Source organism: Haloarcula sp. KBTZ06 (assembly GCF_048595605.1).
GTDB classification, from domain to species: Archaea; Halobacteriota; Halobacteria; order Halobacteriales; family Haloarculaceae; genus Haloarcula; species Haloarcula hispanica.
Genome location: NZ_CP184340.1, coordinates 158,488 through 174,473, shown reverse-complemented (window position 1 = coordinate 174,473; position 15,986 = coordinate 158,488). Strand labels below are relative to the sequence as shown.

9 protein-coding genes are annotated in these 15,986 nt (G+C 59.2%); 4 read left to right on the top strand and 5 right to left on the bottom strand.

The genetic code is table 11. From position 1 onward, the window contains the following. Positions 1 to 103: 103 nt before the first annotated feature. Positions 104 to 1,405 (bottom strand): MgtC/SapB family protein, encoded by a 1,302-nt coding sequence (locus ACNO8S_RS19170; RefSeq protein ID WP_014030929.1) that lies wholly within the window; start codon positions 1,403 to 1,405, stop codon positions 104 to 106. Between the two features lie 299 nt (positions 1,406 to 1,704). Here ACNO8S_RS19170 and phnD point away from each other — a divergent pair, with 299 nt between their 5' ends. Genes phnD through phnE (ACNO8S_RS19150) form a run of 4 tightly spaced genes read left to right on the top strand, consistent with a single transcriptional unit; the run spans position 1,705 to position 5,329 of the window. Continuing rightward, the gene (phnD, locus tag ACNO8S_RS19165) at positions 1,705 to 2,883 is read left to right on the top strand and encodes a phosphate/phosphite/phosphonate ABC transporter substrate-binding protein (protein WP_191906075.1); all 1,179 of its coding nucleotides are present in this window, start codon (positions 1,705 to 1,707) and stop codon (positions 2,881 to 2,883) included. A 15-nt stretch (positions 2,884 to 2,898) separates the two neighbouring features. Beyond that, positions 2,899 to 3,714, top strand: coding sequence for a phosphonate ABC transporter ATP-binding protein (gene phnC, locus ACNO8S_RS19160; protein ID WP_008308314.1), 816 nt, complete (start codon positions 2,899 to 2,901; stop codon positions 3,712 to 3,714). Positions 3,715 to 3,719: 5 nt separating this feature from the next. Then, entirely contained in the window at positions 3,720 to 4,535 is an 816-nt protein-coding gene (gene phnE / locus ACNO8S_RS19155) for a phosphonate ABC transporter, permease protein PhnE (RefSeq protein ID WP_050036534.1), read from the top strand. Continuing rightward, a complete protein-coding gene (phnE, locus tag ACNO8S_RS19150) occupies positions 4,535 to 5,329 on the top strand; it encodes a phosphonate ABC transporter, permease protein PhnE (protein WP_050036533.1) in 795 nt (264 codons plus the stop codon). Before phnE (ACNO8S_RS19155) ends, phnE (ACNO8S_RS19150) begins: the two co-directional genes overlap by 1 nt. 750 nt (positions 5,330 to 6,079) lie before the next feature. Here the strand turns inward: phnE (ACNO8S_RS19150) and ACNO8S_RS19145 are convergent. The 4 genes from ACNO8S_RS19145 to ACNO8S_RS19130 form a co-directional block, all read right to left on the bottom strand. Continuing rightward, entirely contained in the window at positions 6,080 to 8,995 is a 2,916-nt protein-coding gene (locus ACNO8S_RS19145) for a helicase-related protein (protein WP_420183123.1), read from the bottom strand. A gap of 82 nt (positions 8,996 to 9,077) precedes the next feature. Then, entirely contained in the window at positions 9,078 to 13,274 is a 4,197-nt protein-coding gene (gene pglX / locus ACNO8S_RS19140) for a BREX-5 system adenine-specific DNA-methyltransferase PglX (RefSeq protein ID WP_420183122.1), read from the bottom strand. A gap of 78 nt (positions 13,275 to 13,352) precedes the next feature. Continuing rightward, positions 13,353 to 15,545 carry a BREX-5 system phosphatase PglZ gene (gene pglZ, locus ACNO8S_RS19135; protein WP_420183121.1) on the bottom strand — a complete coding sequence of 731 codons (2,193 nt, stop codon included), beginning with the start codon at positions 15,543 to 15,545 and terminating at the stop codon, positions 13,353 to 13,355. A 2-nt stretch (positions 15,546 to 15,547) separates the two neighbouring features. Next, entirely contained in the window at positions 15,548 to 15,979 is a 432-nt protein-coding gene (locus tag ACNO8S_RS19130; protein WP_050036529.1) for a hypothetical protein, read from the bottom strand. Between the last annotated feature and the right edge of the window lie 7 nt (positions 15,980 to 15,986).

Genomic DNA, 15,986 nt, shown 5'->3' with positions numbered 1-15,986 from the left:
AACGGTGACGCTTCGGCAGAAGCCGCTGCCGACGTGATCACAGGCGCTTCCTCTGCCGCAGGGGCCGCGGCGACCCTCGAAACACGCTGATAGCTCTGACTGTTCATATCAATTGGATACTGATAACCACGCCACCGATCCCGATGAGCGACAGGTAGAGTGACTTTCGCACCACCGGCGCTAGCAGTGAGCGGTTGATACTTGTTGCAAACCCGATTTTCACGAGTATACTGGAGAGCGTCCCGGCCAGCACGCCTTGCGCCGCTACTGCCGGCGATATCTGACCGGTCGACGTCAGCGTCACTGCGGTCGTTGTCGTCGTGCCGCTCGATACGATGCCGCTGAGGAAGCTCGTAATCAGGAACCCGGCTGTTCCGAAGATGCGCTGTGCTCCGGCGGTCAGAATCAAGACAGCGAGGAAGAGCAAGCCGAATTTCAGCGCATTTGCACTGCTAAACGGCGAGTCGAAATCCAGTTCCAGATCTCCCTCCCAGTCGCTATCGTAATATGCGAGTCCGACGCCACTAATCGCGATCAGGCCGAGCGGGAGTCCAACACTGACAGCCGACTCGGGGACGAATGCAACGATGATCGCTAAATTACGGACCGCCATCGCCGCATCAGCGATCAGTATCGTTCCGACTGCGAGCTCTGTGATCCCCGCATTGTTCTTTGCCCTGCCCGCGATTTCGCCGATCACGGCAGTGGAGTTCACCAGCCCGCCGAAGAAGCCAGTTACAGCGATCCCCTTGCTGCCGTATCGCTGCATCACGATATAGTTGACAAACCCGATCCCACTGACTGCGATCACGAGCATCCAGACCAGTTTCGGATCGATCGCATCCCATGGCCCATACGTCCCGCCGGGCAGGAGCGGATACACGACAAACGAGATGATCGCAAACTCACCTGCGCTGCGTACTTCTTCTCGCGATAGCTGGTTCGCAAACTCGTGTAGCTCCCTTCGAAGGACTAGCAGGAACGACGACGTTATGCCAATAATGACGCCGATCAGAACGTGATTGGCTCCGACCAGTATTCCGACCGCGTACGCGACAAGTAACGAGGTCGAGGTTGTCAGAGACAGGCCGAACTCCAACTCACTATCGTCGCTGGTCCACTGTGCGACTATTCCCCGGATCCCGAGCAACCCCCCTTGCACGAGTACCAATGCCCCTCCCAAGGCAAGTAGTATCCTCTCGTCGAGTGACATTGCGGCAGCGCCGACCAGACTCGTCAGCGTAAACGTTCGGATTCCCGCAGACTTGTTGGCCCACTCTCGTTCGAGCCCGAGCAGCATACCCAGTGCACCTGCAATAAATAGGTGGAGTATCTCAGTATCGACAGTTATCCCCTCTATACCTCCGAAAACAGCCGTATTCGCGATTGCACTCATTACAGTCATCTTATCTTACAAACGGTGGTTCCGTCATTTTTATATAGTCTATATACTACTATATTCTATATGGAGACAAATATACTGATGGGTAATAGGTGTTGGCCTTGAGGCTCGCTTGAATATTGCCGTGGCTCCTGCGGAACTCGAAGATCGCCCTCGATTACTGCTTAGTGTCTAGTATCTTCTATATATCTACTTCTAATACTTATTCTAGATTCTATGTGAAGAGCATCTAAAACTCGGTACAAAGGGTTTGTTGTTTTGTCAGATATAAACATAAATACTTTTTAACCCAGGTTTCGCACATGTCTGCGTCGACAATGAAACAGAACCCAGTTGACCGACGATCTGTGTTGAAAATTGGCGCTACTGCGCTTGCAGCGGGCGTTGCAGGCTGTTCTCAGGAGAGTAGCCAGAACACCGAAGCGTCTGGTGGTGACAGCACTGATAGCAGTGACGGTTCCAGTAGTGGCGACGGTAGTTCCGGACAGAGTACCAACTATCCCGAGTTCGATCCGGCGAACCCGGAGTTCCCGCAGCTGATGCAGACGCTCATCGAGGCAGGGTTCGAGACGGGGTCCCTGCAGGACCTGAAGAACATGAAGGAGCGCGAGAAGCCCCGCTACGGTAACCCCGTCCAGAGTACTCCCGGTAATCAAGACGACCTGATTGACCCGGACCGCATCGCGTTTGCGATGACGCCGACGGAGGACCCGGCAGTCTACCGGGATACGATGCAACCGCTGATGGACAACATCGCCGAAGAGACGGGGAAATCGGTCAAGTACTTCCCCCTCAACTCGTACGCGTCCCAGATTGAGGCGATGCGATCCGAGCGTCTCCACGTCGCCGGGTTCTCCACTGGGCCAACGCCGTTCGCTGTGAATCTGGCCGGCGCTGTCCCGTTCTCGCTCCAGATCTCGAAGGAGGGTGACTTCGGTTATCGGCTGTGGCTCGCCACACAGGCGGATAACGACGACATCTCGTCGCTTGAGGATATCAAAGGCAAGCGTGTCGCACACGCCGAACCGTCGTCTAACTCCGGGAACCTCGCTCCGCGTGCGCTGTTCTCGAACCAGGGCGTTACTCCGGGAGACGACTACGAAGTGAGCTACTCCGGCGGGCACGAACAGAGTATCCTCGGAGTGGCAAACGATGACTACGACGCTGCCCCCGTTTGTAGCACCTGTGTCACGCGTGTTGCGGAGGCGGACAACATTGACCCGACGAATCTCAAAGTCGTGTGGGCCAGCAACCCGTTCCCCACAACGAGCTTCTGTTACCGCTACAACCTGAAACCAGAAATTCAGGAAGGTATCAGGGCGGCATTCCTCGATTACGACTACTCGGACACCAAGATCGCGGAGGTCTTCGGTGGTCGCGGAAAATGGACGGAGATTGATTACGCCACTGTCTACGATATCATCCTCCAGATTCAGGAGAACAACGACATCAAGTACAACACCGAGAACATCGAAGGCTAAGAAGAGAACCGAATAATGCTCACTGTAGATAATCTGGAAAAAACGTACGACTCCGGTGATAAAGCACTCAAAGGTGTCTCATTCGAAGTCAGTGGTAACGAGATCGTTGCGATCATCGGGCCAAGCGGGGCCGGAAAAAGCACGCTCGTTCGTAGTATCAACAGGCTGACCGAGCCAACTGGCGGGCGTGTCTCGCTCGATGATACAGAGGTGACCGGCCTGGACAAATCAGCCCTTCGCGATGTCCGTCGCGATATGGGCATGATATTTCAGGAGTTTAATCTCGTCGAGCGCCTCACGGTGATGGAGAACATACTCTCCGGCCGCCTTGGCTATCTCAGTACGTGGAACGCGTTCCGTCGGAACTTCCCACCAGAGGATATCAAGCGCGCACGGGAAATCCTCAGTCGGGTGAACCTAGAGGGCGTCGAGAACAACCGTGCAGATGAACTCTCCGGTGGCCAGCGACAGCGCGTCGGTATCGCCCGTGCCGTCATTCAGCGGCCGAAAATTCTGCTCGCTGACGAACCGACGAGTGCGCTGGACCCCGATACCTCCCGGGAGGTTATGAGCCTCTTGACGGACATCGCTCACGAAGACGATATCCCGATCATCATCAACATCCACGAAGTCGATCTGGCGGTCGACTACGCGGACCGGATCATCGGACTCAGTGACGGTGAGATCGTCTTTAACGGCCCACCTGACGATCTGGATCAGGCAGCCAGAGACGAAATCTACCGCGGTGGTGAATCCATTGCGGACCGCGAAGAGCCGAGTGCTGGTAGCAGCACCGGATCTGACGACGTCATTGCTGAACGAGGTGACTAATCAATATGGCTGCTGAATCTGGATCGGCCGTTGAAGGATCTTGGGAGCGGCCCACAGTCTTCTACAACAAGAAAGTCAAGTATCTCATCTACGGGCTTATCTTGTTGTTCTTCGCGTATAGCTTCTGGAACCTTCGGATTTCTCCCAGCCGGTTCGTGCGAGGGATCGGAGCTGGTGTCGAACTCGTCACGAGTATGCTCCCACCAGCGTACACTCCGTCGCAGCGGGAACTCCTCATACAGGGGATCGTCGAGAGTATCGTGATGACGATTGTCGCCACGACAATGGGTATTATCGTCAGCGTGCCGGTCGCTGTCATGGCTTCCAATAACCTCTCGCCGAAGCCAGTCTACTACGTCGGTCGCAGCATCGTTGCAGTCACGCGCTCACTCCACGAGCTCATCGTTGCGATCATTATGGTCAAAGCGGTCGGATTCGGTCCGCTCGCTGGTGTCCTTGCCCTCGCGTTCAAAACGATCGGATTCTTCGCGAAACTTCTCGCAGAAGAGATCGAAGACATCGATCGTGGGCAGATGGAGGCGATCACTGCTGCCGGCGGGACACCCGTTCAGACGTATCTCTACGGCGTTCTCCCGCAGGTAATGCCCCGGATCGTCGGCCTGTCGATTTACCGCCTGGACATCAACCTCCGACACAGCACTGTCGTCGGAATCGTCGGAGCGGGCGGTATCGGTATCACGCTGCTGAACTCCTTCGATAAGTACGATTACCAGTTTAGCATGGCAATTATCGCTGTCATCGTCGCCATCGTCATGGTTGGTGAAGGTGTCAGCGCTCTCGCTCGGAGGCGGATCCAATAATGTCAAACAGCACTGACTCATGGAGCCGGTTCGATCGCCGTGAGCGCTTACTCCGGTTCTTCGGGCTGCTAGCTGGACTCGTCATCCTCGTCGCAGCCTGGCGCGCCATGGAAGTGAATTACGGCTACGCCGTGACTGCCCCGCGTGAGCTGGCCGACCTCTTCGGCCGGATGTATCCCCCCAATGTGGGGTACTCCCGGACTATTGTCGGGCCGCTGCTCGAGACGATCAATATCTCGATTCTGGGAACGGCACTGGCCATCGTGATGGCGATCCCGGTTGCGTTCCTCGGAGCCAGCAACACGTCGCCCAACAAGCCGGCGTACCTGCTGGGGAAGTTCATCATCTCGTTTACCCGTTCGGTCAACGTCATCATCTGGGCACTGATCTTCGTGGTTATCTTCGGCCCTGGGGCCCTCGCTGGCGTGCTGGCGATCTCGATCAGATCGATCGGGTTCACTGCAAAGCTAATCGCGGAAGCCATCGAGGAGATCGACCGCGGGTCTGTCGAAGCGATCACTGCAGCCGGAGCATCGCCGATTGATGTGCTCATCTACAGTATCGTTCCACAGATCAAGCCGGCGTTCATCAGTGTCGCGACGCTTCGATGGGATATCAACGTCAGAGCGTCGACGATCATCGGGTTCGTCGGCGCAGGCGGGATCGGCGTCCCGCTCCAGACTGAGATCAATTACTTCAACTGGGAAGCAGTCCTGACGATCCTCATCTCGATTCTGGGCCTTGTGCTCATCAGTGAAGCCATCTCGGCCTATCTGCGCAAGAAAGTAATGTAGGCGAGCAGTCCGCTCGTATCGCCTATTATTATCCGCCCAGACAAATACATAATATTGTAAAGCATCTATCAAAAAACTTATATGTTTGGGCTGTATATTGATAGTGGGGCCAACGCCAGTGTCTGCCAACCTGGTTTCCCCACTCTCCGTTTTGCGAGTGCCTCTATCGACGGATACAGCGTCGCGAGACAAGTCATTCCGCAAGAAGGTAGGATATCGGGGCCGTCGGTGCGGCCCGGATACCGGAGTGGATCTCCTGCCTAACCGTGATGCTCGCCCCAATGGGTATACGTGAGCTTACGATGTCTTACACCAGAGCCACGCTGATATACCCGAACCAGTCTGTGGCCGCCCCGCTGCTGGAGAGACGTGGTAGTGACGGCAGACGAACTCCCGGATACGTATCACGAGGACTGCTATCCCCTCACTCAGGTCAGCAACGGAATGGTGGGCAGCCGGGGGGGAGTGGCGTGCAACGCACCATTCGAAGTCGTCATCCACGACGACAGGTTCTGGACTCGGGCCAATCGATGATCTGAATCGGATTCAAGGGGGAAATGGAGCGAGGACCAGAACCCACCTACCGGTACACAGTTGGTAACAAAAACAGTTGTGATATCGGCTTGCAGTCTATCGGTTCTGTGATTGTTGCGCGGCCACGAACGCTCTCTCGGAAGGCAAATTATTCAGCCGACTGTCAGCGAGCCCGTCGCAATTACGACACTGAGGTAGTCTCATTCAGAAACCGATTCATAATGGGAGAGTCAAACAGTAGTTCTCAACCTCGGGCGCCAGTGAGATGATCTGTTCTCGGCGCTCTAATTCACGGCGACGTGTCTCGATTCGCTCTTCGAGCTGTGCAAGTCGCTCCTGTTGGCCACGGATCGCGATGTCCATATCCGAGCCGGCGTCGGATTTGCGCTCGTACTCCTCGATGAAGGCCTCGATCCGTTCTCGTTCCGCCTGTGCATACTCCTCGAGATTTTCCAACTCCTGGGCAGTCTCCTTGTGACGTTTCTCCTGAAGATGGTTCTTGATCTCGTTGACACGCACGCTCACGTACCGGTCAGCGGCCGCCCGTAAGTCGGATTGAGCGTCGAGAACCGTTCGCAAGTCGTCGACGTCGGGCTTTGCTGCTACCGAGTCGCCTTCGACGACACGTTCACCAAGCGCCTGCTGAGCGTCCCCTTGCGTCGCATCCACGAAGACGGGGATGGTCTCCTCACGAATCACATCGCCAGTGCCGTCCTCGAACGCCACGCGATAGTTGTAGGTAATCCCCGGCGTGTCGACGAACGGCAGCAGTTTGAGTCCGACCGCACCGCGCTCGTCCTCCAACACGCGTGCCATGAGCCGTTGCAGGACGTCCGTGTCCGGAGCGAGGTAGGTGATGTCCTCGTGATCCATCGCGAAGTCGCGGTCGAACGTGAACGGGCCGAACGTCGCATCTTGGCCGGGCGAATTGATCCCATCAGGCAACTCGGCTTGATAGAGGTTGGTACCGCGTTTCTCGAATTCGCCTCCGAAGGCTTCGACTGCTCGCTCGAAGAACTCGCGAATGTCTCCCTCGCTTCCGTAGACGTCCGCTGACTCGTCGACGACCTCCTGAATCTGCCGGCGACTCTCCGCGTCGAACGTGCTCGTATCGACGAGGCTCCGCTCGTACCACTCTTCGAGCGTCCGCTGGCGCTCCTCGATCAGCTCCTCGAGTTCCGCTTTGGTCGCACTCGGCGGGTCGTCGTTCTCGATGGACTCCATGATGAGCGCATCCACGTCGATGTCGTCGAGGATGCCAAGCACGTCCGCTGTGTTTCCGAGCTGGGAGCGGATCTCCTCGACCTTGGTCTGGAGCATTTCGAAGATTTCGCTCTCGCGGGTGTCGTCGAAGAGGAAGTTCCAGACCTTGACCTCCTCTTCCTGTCCGTAGCGATGGATGCGTCCGATCCGCTGTTCGAGGCGGTTCGGGTTCCACGGAAGCTCGTAGTTAGCCATGATGTGACAGCTGTGCTGGAGATCGATCCCCTCACTCGCTGCATCGGTCGCGAACAGGAGTCGTGACTGCCCGTGATTGAACTCGTCTTCGATCCGGGTCCGTTCGTCCTTGTCAACGTCGCCGTGAATCACCAGAATCTCGTCGGCCCACGGCTCGTCCTGCACGAATTCGAGAAGGTAGTCCAGCGTATCGCGGTACTCCGTGAACAACAGGAGTTTCTCGTCCGGCTGTTCCTCGAGGAGTTGGGAGATGAACCGTCTGACTTTCTGGGCCTTGGAGTCGACCGGTAGATCCTCCGCCAGCGACACGAGGTCGCGGAGCGTATCGATCTCCTCTTGGAGTTGTTCGTCGGTACTGGTGACGGTCAGACCGGCGATCTCGTCTTCCGCGTGTTGCTTGTCGTCCTCGTCTAGATCCTCGCCGTCGAGATAGGCTCGTGCTTCCTCGGAAAGCCCGTCCGTTTCTGCCTCTTCGTCGAGAAGGTCGTCGAGTCGTCGTCGGAGCGTCGCGTGAATCGCGCCGACGCTGCTCACCAGTCGTTTCTGCATGAGCGCCATCGCGAACCCGACTGCGGGTTCGTTCAGCTTCTCCGAGCGGTTGTAGACGTTTTTCACGTAGTCGGTGACAGCCCGGTAGAACTGTCGTTCGTCGTGGGTCATCGAGACCGATACCGAGTTGACCTCGCGGTCCGGGAAGACGCGTTCACCGTCCTCGTCGTAGATGTCGGTCTTCCCGCGACGGATCATGACGCGGTCGACTGTTTCCTGTGAGAGTTCCTGGTTTTCGGCGACGAGGAACGGATCGATGTACTCCACGAGCGAGCGGAACGCCTCGCCCTTCCCGTCGTGTGGCGTCGCGCTGAGAAGCAGCAACGAGTCGGAGTTCCCCGTGACAGCGTCAATCATCCGTGCCGTCTTGCTCGGTGAGTCCCCCCGCTTTGCAGCCTTGTGGGCCTCGTCGACCACGACGACGTCCCAGAACGCGTCCCGGAGTGCAGGCCGGAACTCGTCCTGCCGCAGGAACGCCATGCTGGTGACGAGCCGTTGCTGGTCTTGGGCCCAGATGTTAGCCTCCTCGCCGAGCCGTCGGCGCTCACCTTCCACCCACGCGCGGTCTGCCACGGTCAGGTCGATGTCGAAGAAGCGGTCCATATCCCGGATCCATTTCTTCTGGAGGTGGGCGGGAACGACGAACAGGACGCGGTCAGCGCGATTCCGTGCAGCGAGTTCCTTGAGGACGAGGCCCGCCTCTATCGTTTTCCCGAGCCCGACGTCGTCACCGATAAGCGCCCGCTGCCGGAGCTTCTGCATCACCCAGTTTACGGCGTCAAGCTGATACGGTTCGAGCCGAACGAGCGAGTTCGAGATGCTCAGGAGCTGTCCCTGTTCGTGAGCGAGTTTGAGCTTCGTCGCCTGCGTCCGGAGGTCGAACCACTGCGCCGCGACCGCATCGTGATCCGGATGAAGGTCGTCGATTCGCTGGTTGGCCAGTTCCTCGATTCCGGACTGCTGTGGCTGAATCTCTACATCGTCGAGACAGACAGTCTTGACGCCTTTCCCGTCGATGTATGCTCTCAAATATTCGATCTCGCCGACTGTCTGTGTTTTGATGATTTCAGCCGGCGCTCCGTTGAGAAGGACTCGTTGCCCGGACGAGAATGAAGAATCCGTCATCGAGTGCTACGTGTTCCAAAACGGCATAGACTCTTGAACCTTGTCAGCCACCTCCTCTGACGGAGATCGGTTCCCCACCGCCTCAGAGTACGTTGTCCGCCACCACTTCCGGGACGATGTCTTGCTCGGCGAGCGGCGTGATGTTGATCGCGACGCCGTGTTTGTGGGTGGGCTGGTAGCCTGCGGTCACGACTTCTGAGAGCGCCCGTTCCTCCCAATCGCCGGAGATATCGGTCGCAACCTCGTCGCAGTTTGCAGCGATTTCGTCGGCCAGTTGCCGATACTCGTCAACGTCGGCCGCGAGTTCTGCGAGCAGTCGCTGCCGCTCGGCGACGCCGGTGTCTCCGATCTGTGACTGCTCGGCATCCTCGAACTGTTCGAAGTAGTACGTCATGAACAGGATCCCGTTGCTCGCGTAGTGGGAGGAGCCGACGAGATCGTCGTAGTACTCGAAGAGGTCGTAGAGATGTGCTTCGACGGGTTCTGAGCCGTCTTCGGCGTATGCCTCGAAGGCGGTCTGCAGGTCGTCGAGCGCATCGACCCACTCGTCTTTGTTCTCCTGTACCGTCTCGTAGAACGAGGGACTGAACAGGTCTGCCATATCTACGTCCTTCAGGTCGGCGAGGGTTTCGAGAGTGTCTAGCCGTGATGCTGTCCGCTCCCGGAACTCCGCCACGCGTTCGGCCGCCTCGGCCGCGCGTTCCTGATTCACGCTGGGCCAGTCACTCGGGGTGGCCTGCGAAAGGTCGCCAAGCCGTTCTTCGAACGCGCTGAGCTGTTCGAGGGCGCTCTCACACTGGTCGTACTCTTCGGCGGCGTCGGCTCGCTCAGTGGTCGAGAGCGATTCGTCGTTCCGACGGCTGTTTGCCGCCGCCTGGCGTTCGCGGAGGTGCGTCCGCCGCGGTTCGAGATACTGGTTCTGCAGTCGGTCGAAGATGCTCGCGTCCAACTGATGGTAATCGACGAGACAGCCGAAGCCCTCGCCCGTGGCGTCGGAAACGAGTCGCTCGGTCGAAAGCCGCCAGAGGATCGGCGTTCGGTCGAACTCCGCGACGTGGTACTCGAACAGGTCGTTTTCGAGCCACGCCCGAAGGTTCGGGTACGCTTCGTCGCTCGCGTTGCGGTTCCCGAGTACCGCGTCGGCTTCCGCGAGGCGGTCGGTCGCGTGCTCGCCCCAGACACGTTCGAACTCCGCCTCGATGTGGGTCAGAAGGTCGTCCGTGCCGTCGATTTCGGAAAGCGGGATAATGCCGTCATCGGTGTCGTTGATCGCTCGGAGCGTGAAGTGGAGAAGGAGGTCTTTGACCTGTTCCGGGAAGTCGCTAGACGGCTCTGAGATGGCCGCTGGAGCATACACTTCCTGTTCGCGTGGATCTTCGATGGTTCGGAGCGCGATCTCCTGAAGGATCGTTTCGCGCTGCCCGTCGGTGATGTCGAAGCAATCGAAGACGGCATCGTCGATGTCGTTCGCACAGGACTGGAGGGTTTGCTCGACTCGCGCCAAGTGTTTCGCGGCGGCAGTTCCGACCTGATTGAGCGAGTCTGCCGTGGACACAGTTTGTGTCGGGCTATCGAGCGAAAGTTCGTCCCGAAGCTCGCGGTGTGGATGATCGTACTGCGGTAGCGGGTCATCGACACCGAGTGCATCGAGCAGGACAGGCCCATCGTAATGCGGCGACACGAAGTCGTACTGCCGCTTCGAGATGAGGTGCCCGACGGCTTCCCGGGCGAGGGTTGCCAGTTCGTCGATCTCTTCGAGTTCTGTCCGCCACGGGACTTTCGAGACGAACCCGACTTCCCACATTCGCTCGGAGGTCTGTGCAAGCATCAGATACGTGAATAGATGGCTATTCGTGTACGAGAGGGCGTTCCAGATAGCCCGATCCGGAATCAGAACCGAGCCCTTGTGACCGAAGACGGACGAATCGTGGAGATACCCGAACCTCCGACCGCTTCGCTTTGCGACGGTGTACGTTAATGATTCGTTGAAGTAGGCGTCTGTATTGCGGGGGTAGGATTTGGGGTATCTATCGACTTCCGTCCCGTCTTCTCCCCAGAGGAGGGTGTTCTTTATTCGAGGCAAAAGCCACGCATCAGCGCCCCCCTTCGCAAACGGCACCCATTCAGCGCCCCTGTCTTCCCAGAACTTATGCACGAACCGGGAATCGTCTGCGGTTGCGGTACCCTGTTTGATGTCTCCAAGCGTCTCCCGGTCCTCTAAGCCCGCATTATCCGCGTCGAGAACGGTATCGGACTGATAGATGCTTCGCAGGCCTCGTGGCACCCAATAAGAAAGCGGCGTGCCGGGAACCATCGCAAACTCGGACAGGTCTCGGTGATAGAGTCGCTTGACACCGGTTTCAGAACCCTCGAAAGACGCGCGGATGAATTCCCCTTCCTTCTCACCCTTCGCAACATCCGGGAGGCGGATGAACGTCCCTGTCTGCCCGCTGTCTGCCTCGGAGCGAACAACTGTCCCGACAGTGCCGACGGTCGCGTTGTCGAGGATGTCGTACCCGAACTCTGAGAAGAAGTCGAACGCACCTCTCCCACCGACGAAATCCTCCCGGAAGGTCTGGAAGGACTTGTTGAACATGAACGACCACGGAACGAGCATCCCCGTGCGTCCGTCGGCTTTGGCCAGCCGATCACACGCCTCGAAGAAGTTGATGTAGTACTCCGTCGTATATTTGTAATTCTCGTTCTCTTCGACGTATTCCTGCACGGTGTCCGGCATTCGTCCCCCCGAACCATACGGCGGGTTCATAAGCGCCACGTCGTACGATTGGCTTAACACTACCAGCAGATTCAGGAAACTCTTGAGGTTCTGTTCGCCGAACGAATCTGACGAGCGCTCACCAACGGCTTCTCGAAGTGCCTTCAAGAAGGAGTTCAGCGACTGGTGTGTTCCGTCGCCCCAGTCCGAGAGGTCCGTCTGACCGCTCTCGAACACGTCTTCGAGCGTCCCGCTCACGTCCAGCAGGCTCCCGAGGGCTTCCGTGTGCTGGAACGTGTCGATGATCTCTCCCAGCGCAGCACGCAGGTCCGTTCCCTCGCCGGTAATGTCGTCCAGCACTTCTGCGCCTTCCTCGACGTCCGCCACGCGGGCGTCCGCACAGACGATGTCGACGCTGGGCATCTCGAACTGGCCGTCTTCCGCTTCGGTACGTGTTCTGGCCTTCAGATACAGATTGAACGCCGAGAGCTGACACGAGCGCAGGTCGATGTCGACGCCGTAGAGGTTGTGCTCCAGCACCTTCGCCGGAATCTCGGCGCGGTCGAGATCGGTTTCGGCCCACCAGATGCGCTCCAGTACGTCGAACGCATAGAGGAGGAAATGGCCGCTCCCACAGGCCGGGTCGATGACCCGCAGTTCCGACGGATGATCGAACTCCGGTGCATCGCCGGCCTCCTCGTCAGGGATAAGGTACGTACAGAGTTCGGGAACGGACGGGCTGTCCTCCGGCGTGACCAAGCGTTCCTTGCGCTCTTCGGGGCTGAGAGCGTCCGGATTCGGAACGGCGTCTTCCTGCTCAGTCGCTTCGAGATAGAGTTTGCCGAGGGAGTTGTCGGTGAGCATTCGGACGACCCAGTGCGGTGTATAGAACTGGTTCGCCGGCCCCACGTCCTCCGGTTCGAGCGTGTTCTTCGCGTCGAGCGCCTCGACAACGGGACGGTTGTAGTACTCGTACACCCAGCCCAGCACGTCGTCGGCCCGCCAGACTTCGTCGGGGACCTCGTCCAGCATTCCGCAGAGATCTTCGTAGGTGTCGTCGTCGGGGTCGATCAGGCTGTAGGCGGTCGAGCGGTCGAAGAGGATCTCGATCTCCGCGGCCAGTTTGTCGCACGCGTTCCGATAGGCTTCGAGGACGGCCTCCTCTTCCAGCATGAACTCCTCGGTGACAAGCCGGTCAGCGGCCGGGGTGAGGCCGTCGTCGCGGAAGGCCGTCACTTCGTCGTCGATGAAGTCCCGGACCTCCATGCAGCGAAGCGCGGCCAGCCGATTGACGACCGTGTAGCCGACGCCCGTAATGTACTGTTCGTGGGCCTCCTCCCAATCGTGGCCATCGGCGGCTTCGAGTTCGATAGCTTCCACGAGGGTTTCCTGCGTCTCGCTCAGGGACGCGTCATCAGGACGGTCTGCCAGATCAGACGCTTCGAGCTGGTAGCGAACGTTCGCCTCGATACGGTCTCGCATCTCGGTGACGACCGCTTCGAGGTGTTCGCGCTCTTCCTTGTCGAGTTGCGCCTTTCGGGGGGCCAGAGCGTTCCCATCCATATGAGAGTCAGTGATATTCTCCCAGTACAACTGTGGTCTCTTGAATATTGCCCCATCGCGATGGCTCGACCAGGACAGCTACCCCTGCGTGATGCTGATGAAATCGAGCACGAACTCCTGTGGGAGCAGGCCACCGTGGTAGAACCGTGCGTCCCCGAGGCCCTGCTTTTTGAACCGCTTGAGCGGGCTCGCCAGGACGCTGACGTTGGCATCGAGATACCCCAGCCGGGTGCTGGAGTCGAGTAACACGCCGGGTGAATCCGCGTCTACGTCCTCGCCGGCAATCCATCGCCGACCGGAGTCTGACGCCTCCGTCGGCCGAGAAATCTTCTCCGGCGACGCGTTGTCCGGGAGCAGGACGAACCCGTGATCGGTCAGCACGTAGGCCTGGTCCCACTCTCCCTGTTCGAGCTTCGTCCCGATAAACTCCGCGAGCGAGTCGACGCGTCGGGCCAGCATCGCCTCGAGGTCGCTGAGTTCCTTCTCGCCAATGTCGTCGAGGTCGTTTTTGAAGTAGGCGACGCGCGTCGACTGCCAGCCGTCCTCGGTGTCGCGAGTGACCGTCCAGCCGTCGCCGCCCAACAGCGAGTTCCGCCGGTTCGTGTTCACCTTTCGGTTGTTTCGAAGGGGCTGTAACTCGCCGTCGACCAGCGAGACGTCGAACATCTGGATCTCGCCCGGCGTGAGTGCGGCCTTCCCGAACTCGGTCTCCGAGGGCAGCGTCCCGAGCCAGACGTCTTCGTCGACGGCGAACTCGGGGGCGTCGGCCGGGAGCGTCGCCACGTAGTCGCGCAACTCGTCCGCGAGCCGGCGCGCGAGGTCGAGTCGGAGGGCGTCGATGACAAACAGTGCGACCGTCTGGCCGCTTTCGAGGCCGGCGGACTCCTTCGTGAAGAACTGATAGGAGTGGTCCTCGTCGACGAACGGAGCGCCGGCCTCGACAGTTTCGGTGACGCGGTCGCCGAGGGCTTCGAGGTACTCGACGTATTCCGACTGGAGCTGGGTGCGGAGGTCGTCAAGGGTATCGACGGCAGGATGGTCGGCAGGGAGGTCGGACTCGGGCGCGCCGGCGACGACGAGGTTGAGCATCGCGTTGTCGATCTGCCACGTTCCGTCGTCCGGATCAGCGTACAGCGAGACGACGTCGTCGGTGGCCCTCTCGTCCCACGTCTCGAGTTGGTGTGCGAGGCGGGCGACCTCCGCGGCCTGCTCCCACGTCTGCGTCCACGGACTGTCCGGGCCGTAGGCACCGCGGTAAGTGCCCCGGAAGTCCTCACTCCCGAGGAGAGCGTCGTACCGCTCCTCGGCGCGCTCGAGACACGTCTCGTAGTCGCCGGCGTCGAAGGACGCGTGCCACTCCTCCCAGAGACGACGTTCGAGCGCGGCGTCGACGAGACAGTCCGCGAGGTCCCACGGGTCGTCGACGGCCGCGACGACGTCGGGCCAGGTCGCTTCGCCGAGATAGCGGTCGGCGAGGAGACCGGCCGAGGTGGTGTTGTTCAACAGCGACTTGAGTTCGGGGAGGTCGTGATCGCCGGCCGTCTCGGCGCGGCACTCCGTCGGGAACCGTTCGGCGTCGACACCGGCGTGGATCAGCCACTCGGCGACGGCCCACCGACGCGTCGCCGCGACGATCCCAGCGGGTTCGTCCTCGCTGGCGACCGCGTTGACGCCCTCGCTGGTCAGCAAGTCCTGCATCTGCTCGATAGTGTCGGGGCTGTCGTCGATGTCCCCCCAACCGTTCTCCAGCACGAACGCGACCGGGTCGGTGTAGCCGCCGGTGACGATCTGCGTGCGGAGCTGTTCGAGCGTCGGGAGCTGCCCGCCGGTGAGCTGGTCGTGGAGAATCCGCGCAATCTCGCGGCGCTTTGCGGGATCGTCCGCTTGCGTTGCAGTTTTCAGCTCCCACGCATCGAGTTGTCCGCGCTCGAACGCGTGGACGGTGAGGTCTTCGATGCTCATCTCCACCTCGCCGCCCGTGTGCTCGACGTCGCGGAACCAGTCGAAGTCGCCCTCGGCGTCTTCGGGCTCTTTGACGTGTGGGACGTACCAGACCTGTTCGCCGTCGACCGGGTTGGCACGGAGTTCCAGCGGCGTCTCCTCGGCGACTTTCAGGTGAACGCCGAGTTCGTCGCAGGCCTGCTCGATGATGTCTTCGAGGTAGTTCCCGTCGTCCCACCAGAGGACAATCGGGTCCGCTGATTCGGCTCGGTCGAACTTTTTTCGGATGGTGTCTTTCGCGGCTTCGGGGAGCGTTTGCGTTGCTTGCATAATCAGTTGGGACGGAGACCGTCGAGATACTCGTCTACCGGTGCGTTGGTGTAGTCAAGGTAGGCTGCTATCGAGAGAGTCGAAACAACAATGAGCAACGTCGTGCCCATCGCGTAGACATTCATACGTGACTCTGGGACGTCTGAATTGAAAAACTGCATTGTACTGATGAGTGTCACCCACCCGACGCTAGCCACGAGTAGCCAGTACCCGGTCAGCTTCTCCGCAAACCGCTCAGGGAGATCATACAGCACGACTGGGACACCGATGACGAACATCGGGCCAAGAAAGCCCCACATCGCGACGGAGTCCCAACTCAGTACGCCGAGGTACCCGAAAAAGTACGATACAGGGTAGCTAATCGGGAACAGCGATGCTCCGCAGAGCATCGCAAGAATCGCTTTCCCGACCGGGAATTCGACTTCGTTGCTCATGGGTCCG

Bases quoted from the DNA above. Each gene is read 5' to 3' on its own strand.
- phnD (WP_191906075.1), top strand. From the start codon at position 1,705: ATGTCTGCGTCGACAATGAAACAGAACCCAGTTGACCGACGATCTGTG.
- phnC (WP_008308314.1), top strand. From the start codon at position 2,899: ATGCTCACTGTAGATAATCTGGAAAAAACGTACGACTCCGGTGATAAA.
- pglX (WP_420183122.1), bottom strand. From the start codon at position 13,274: ATGGATGGGAACGCTCTGGCCCCCCGAAAGGCGCAACTCGACAAGGAA.
- phnE (WP_050036533.1), top strand. From the start codon at position 4,535: ATGTCAAACAGCACTGACTCATGGAGCCGGTTCGATCGCCGTGAGCGC.
- ACNO8S_RS19170 (WP_014030929.1), bottom strand. From the start codon at position 1,405: ATGACTGTAATGAGTGCAATCGCGAATACGGCTGTTTTCGGAGGTATA.
- phnE (WP_050036534.1), top strand. From the start codon at position 3,720: ATGGCTGCTGAATCTGGATCGGCCGTTGAAGGATCTTGGGAGCGGCCC.
- ACNO8S_RS19130 (WP_050036529.1), bottom strand. From the start codon at position 15,979: ATGAGCAACGAAGTCGAATTCCCGGTCGGGAAAGCGATTCTTGCGATG.
- ACNO8S_RS19145 (WP_420183123.1), bottom strand. From the start codon at position 8,995: ATGACGGATTCTTCATTCTCGTCCGGGCAACGAGTCCTTCTCAACGGA.
- pglZ (WP_420183121.1), bottom strand. From the start codon at position 15,545: ATGCAAGCAACGCAAACGCTCCCCGAAGCCGCGAAAGACACCATCCGA.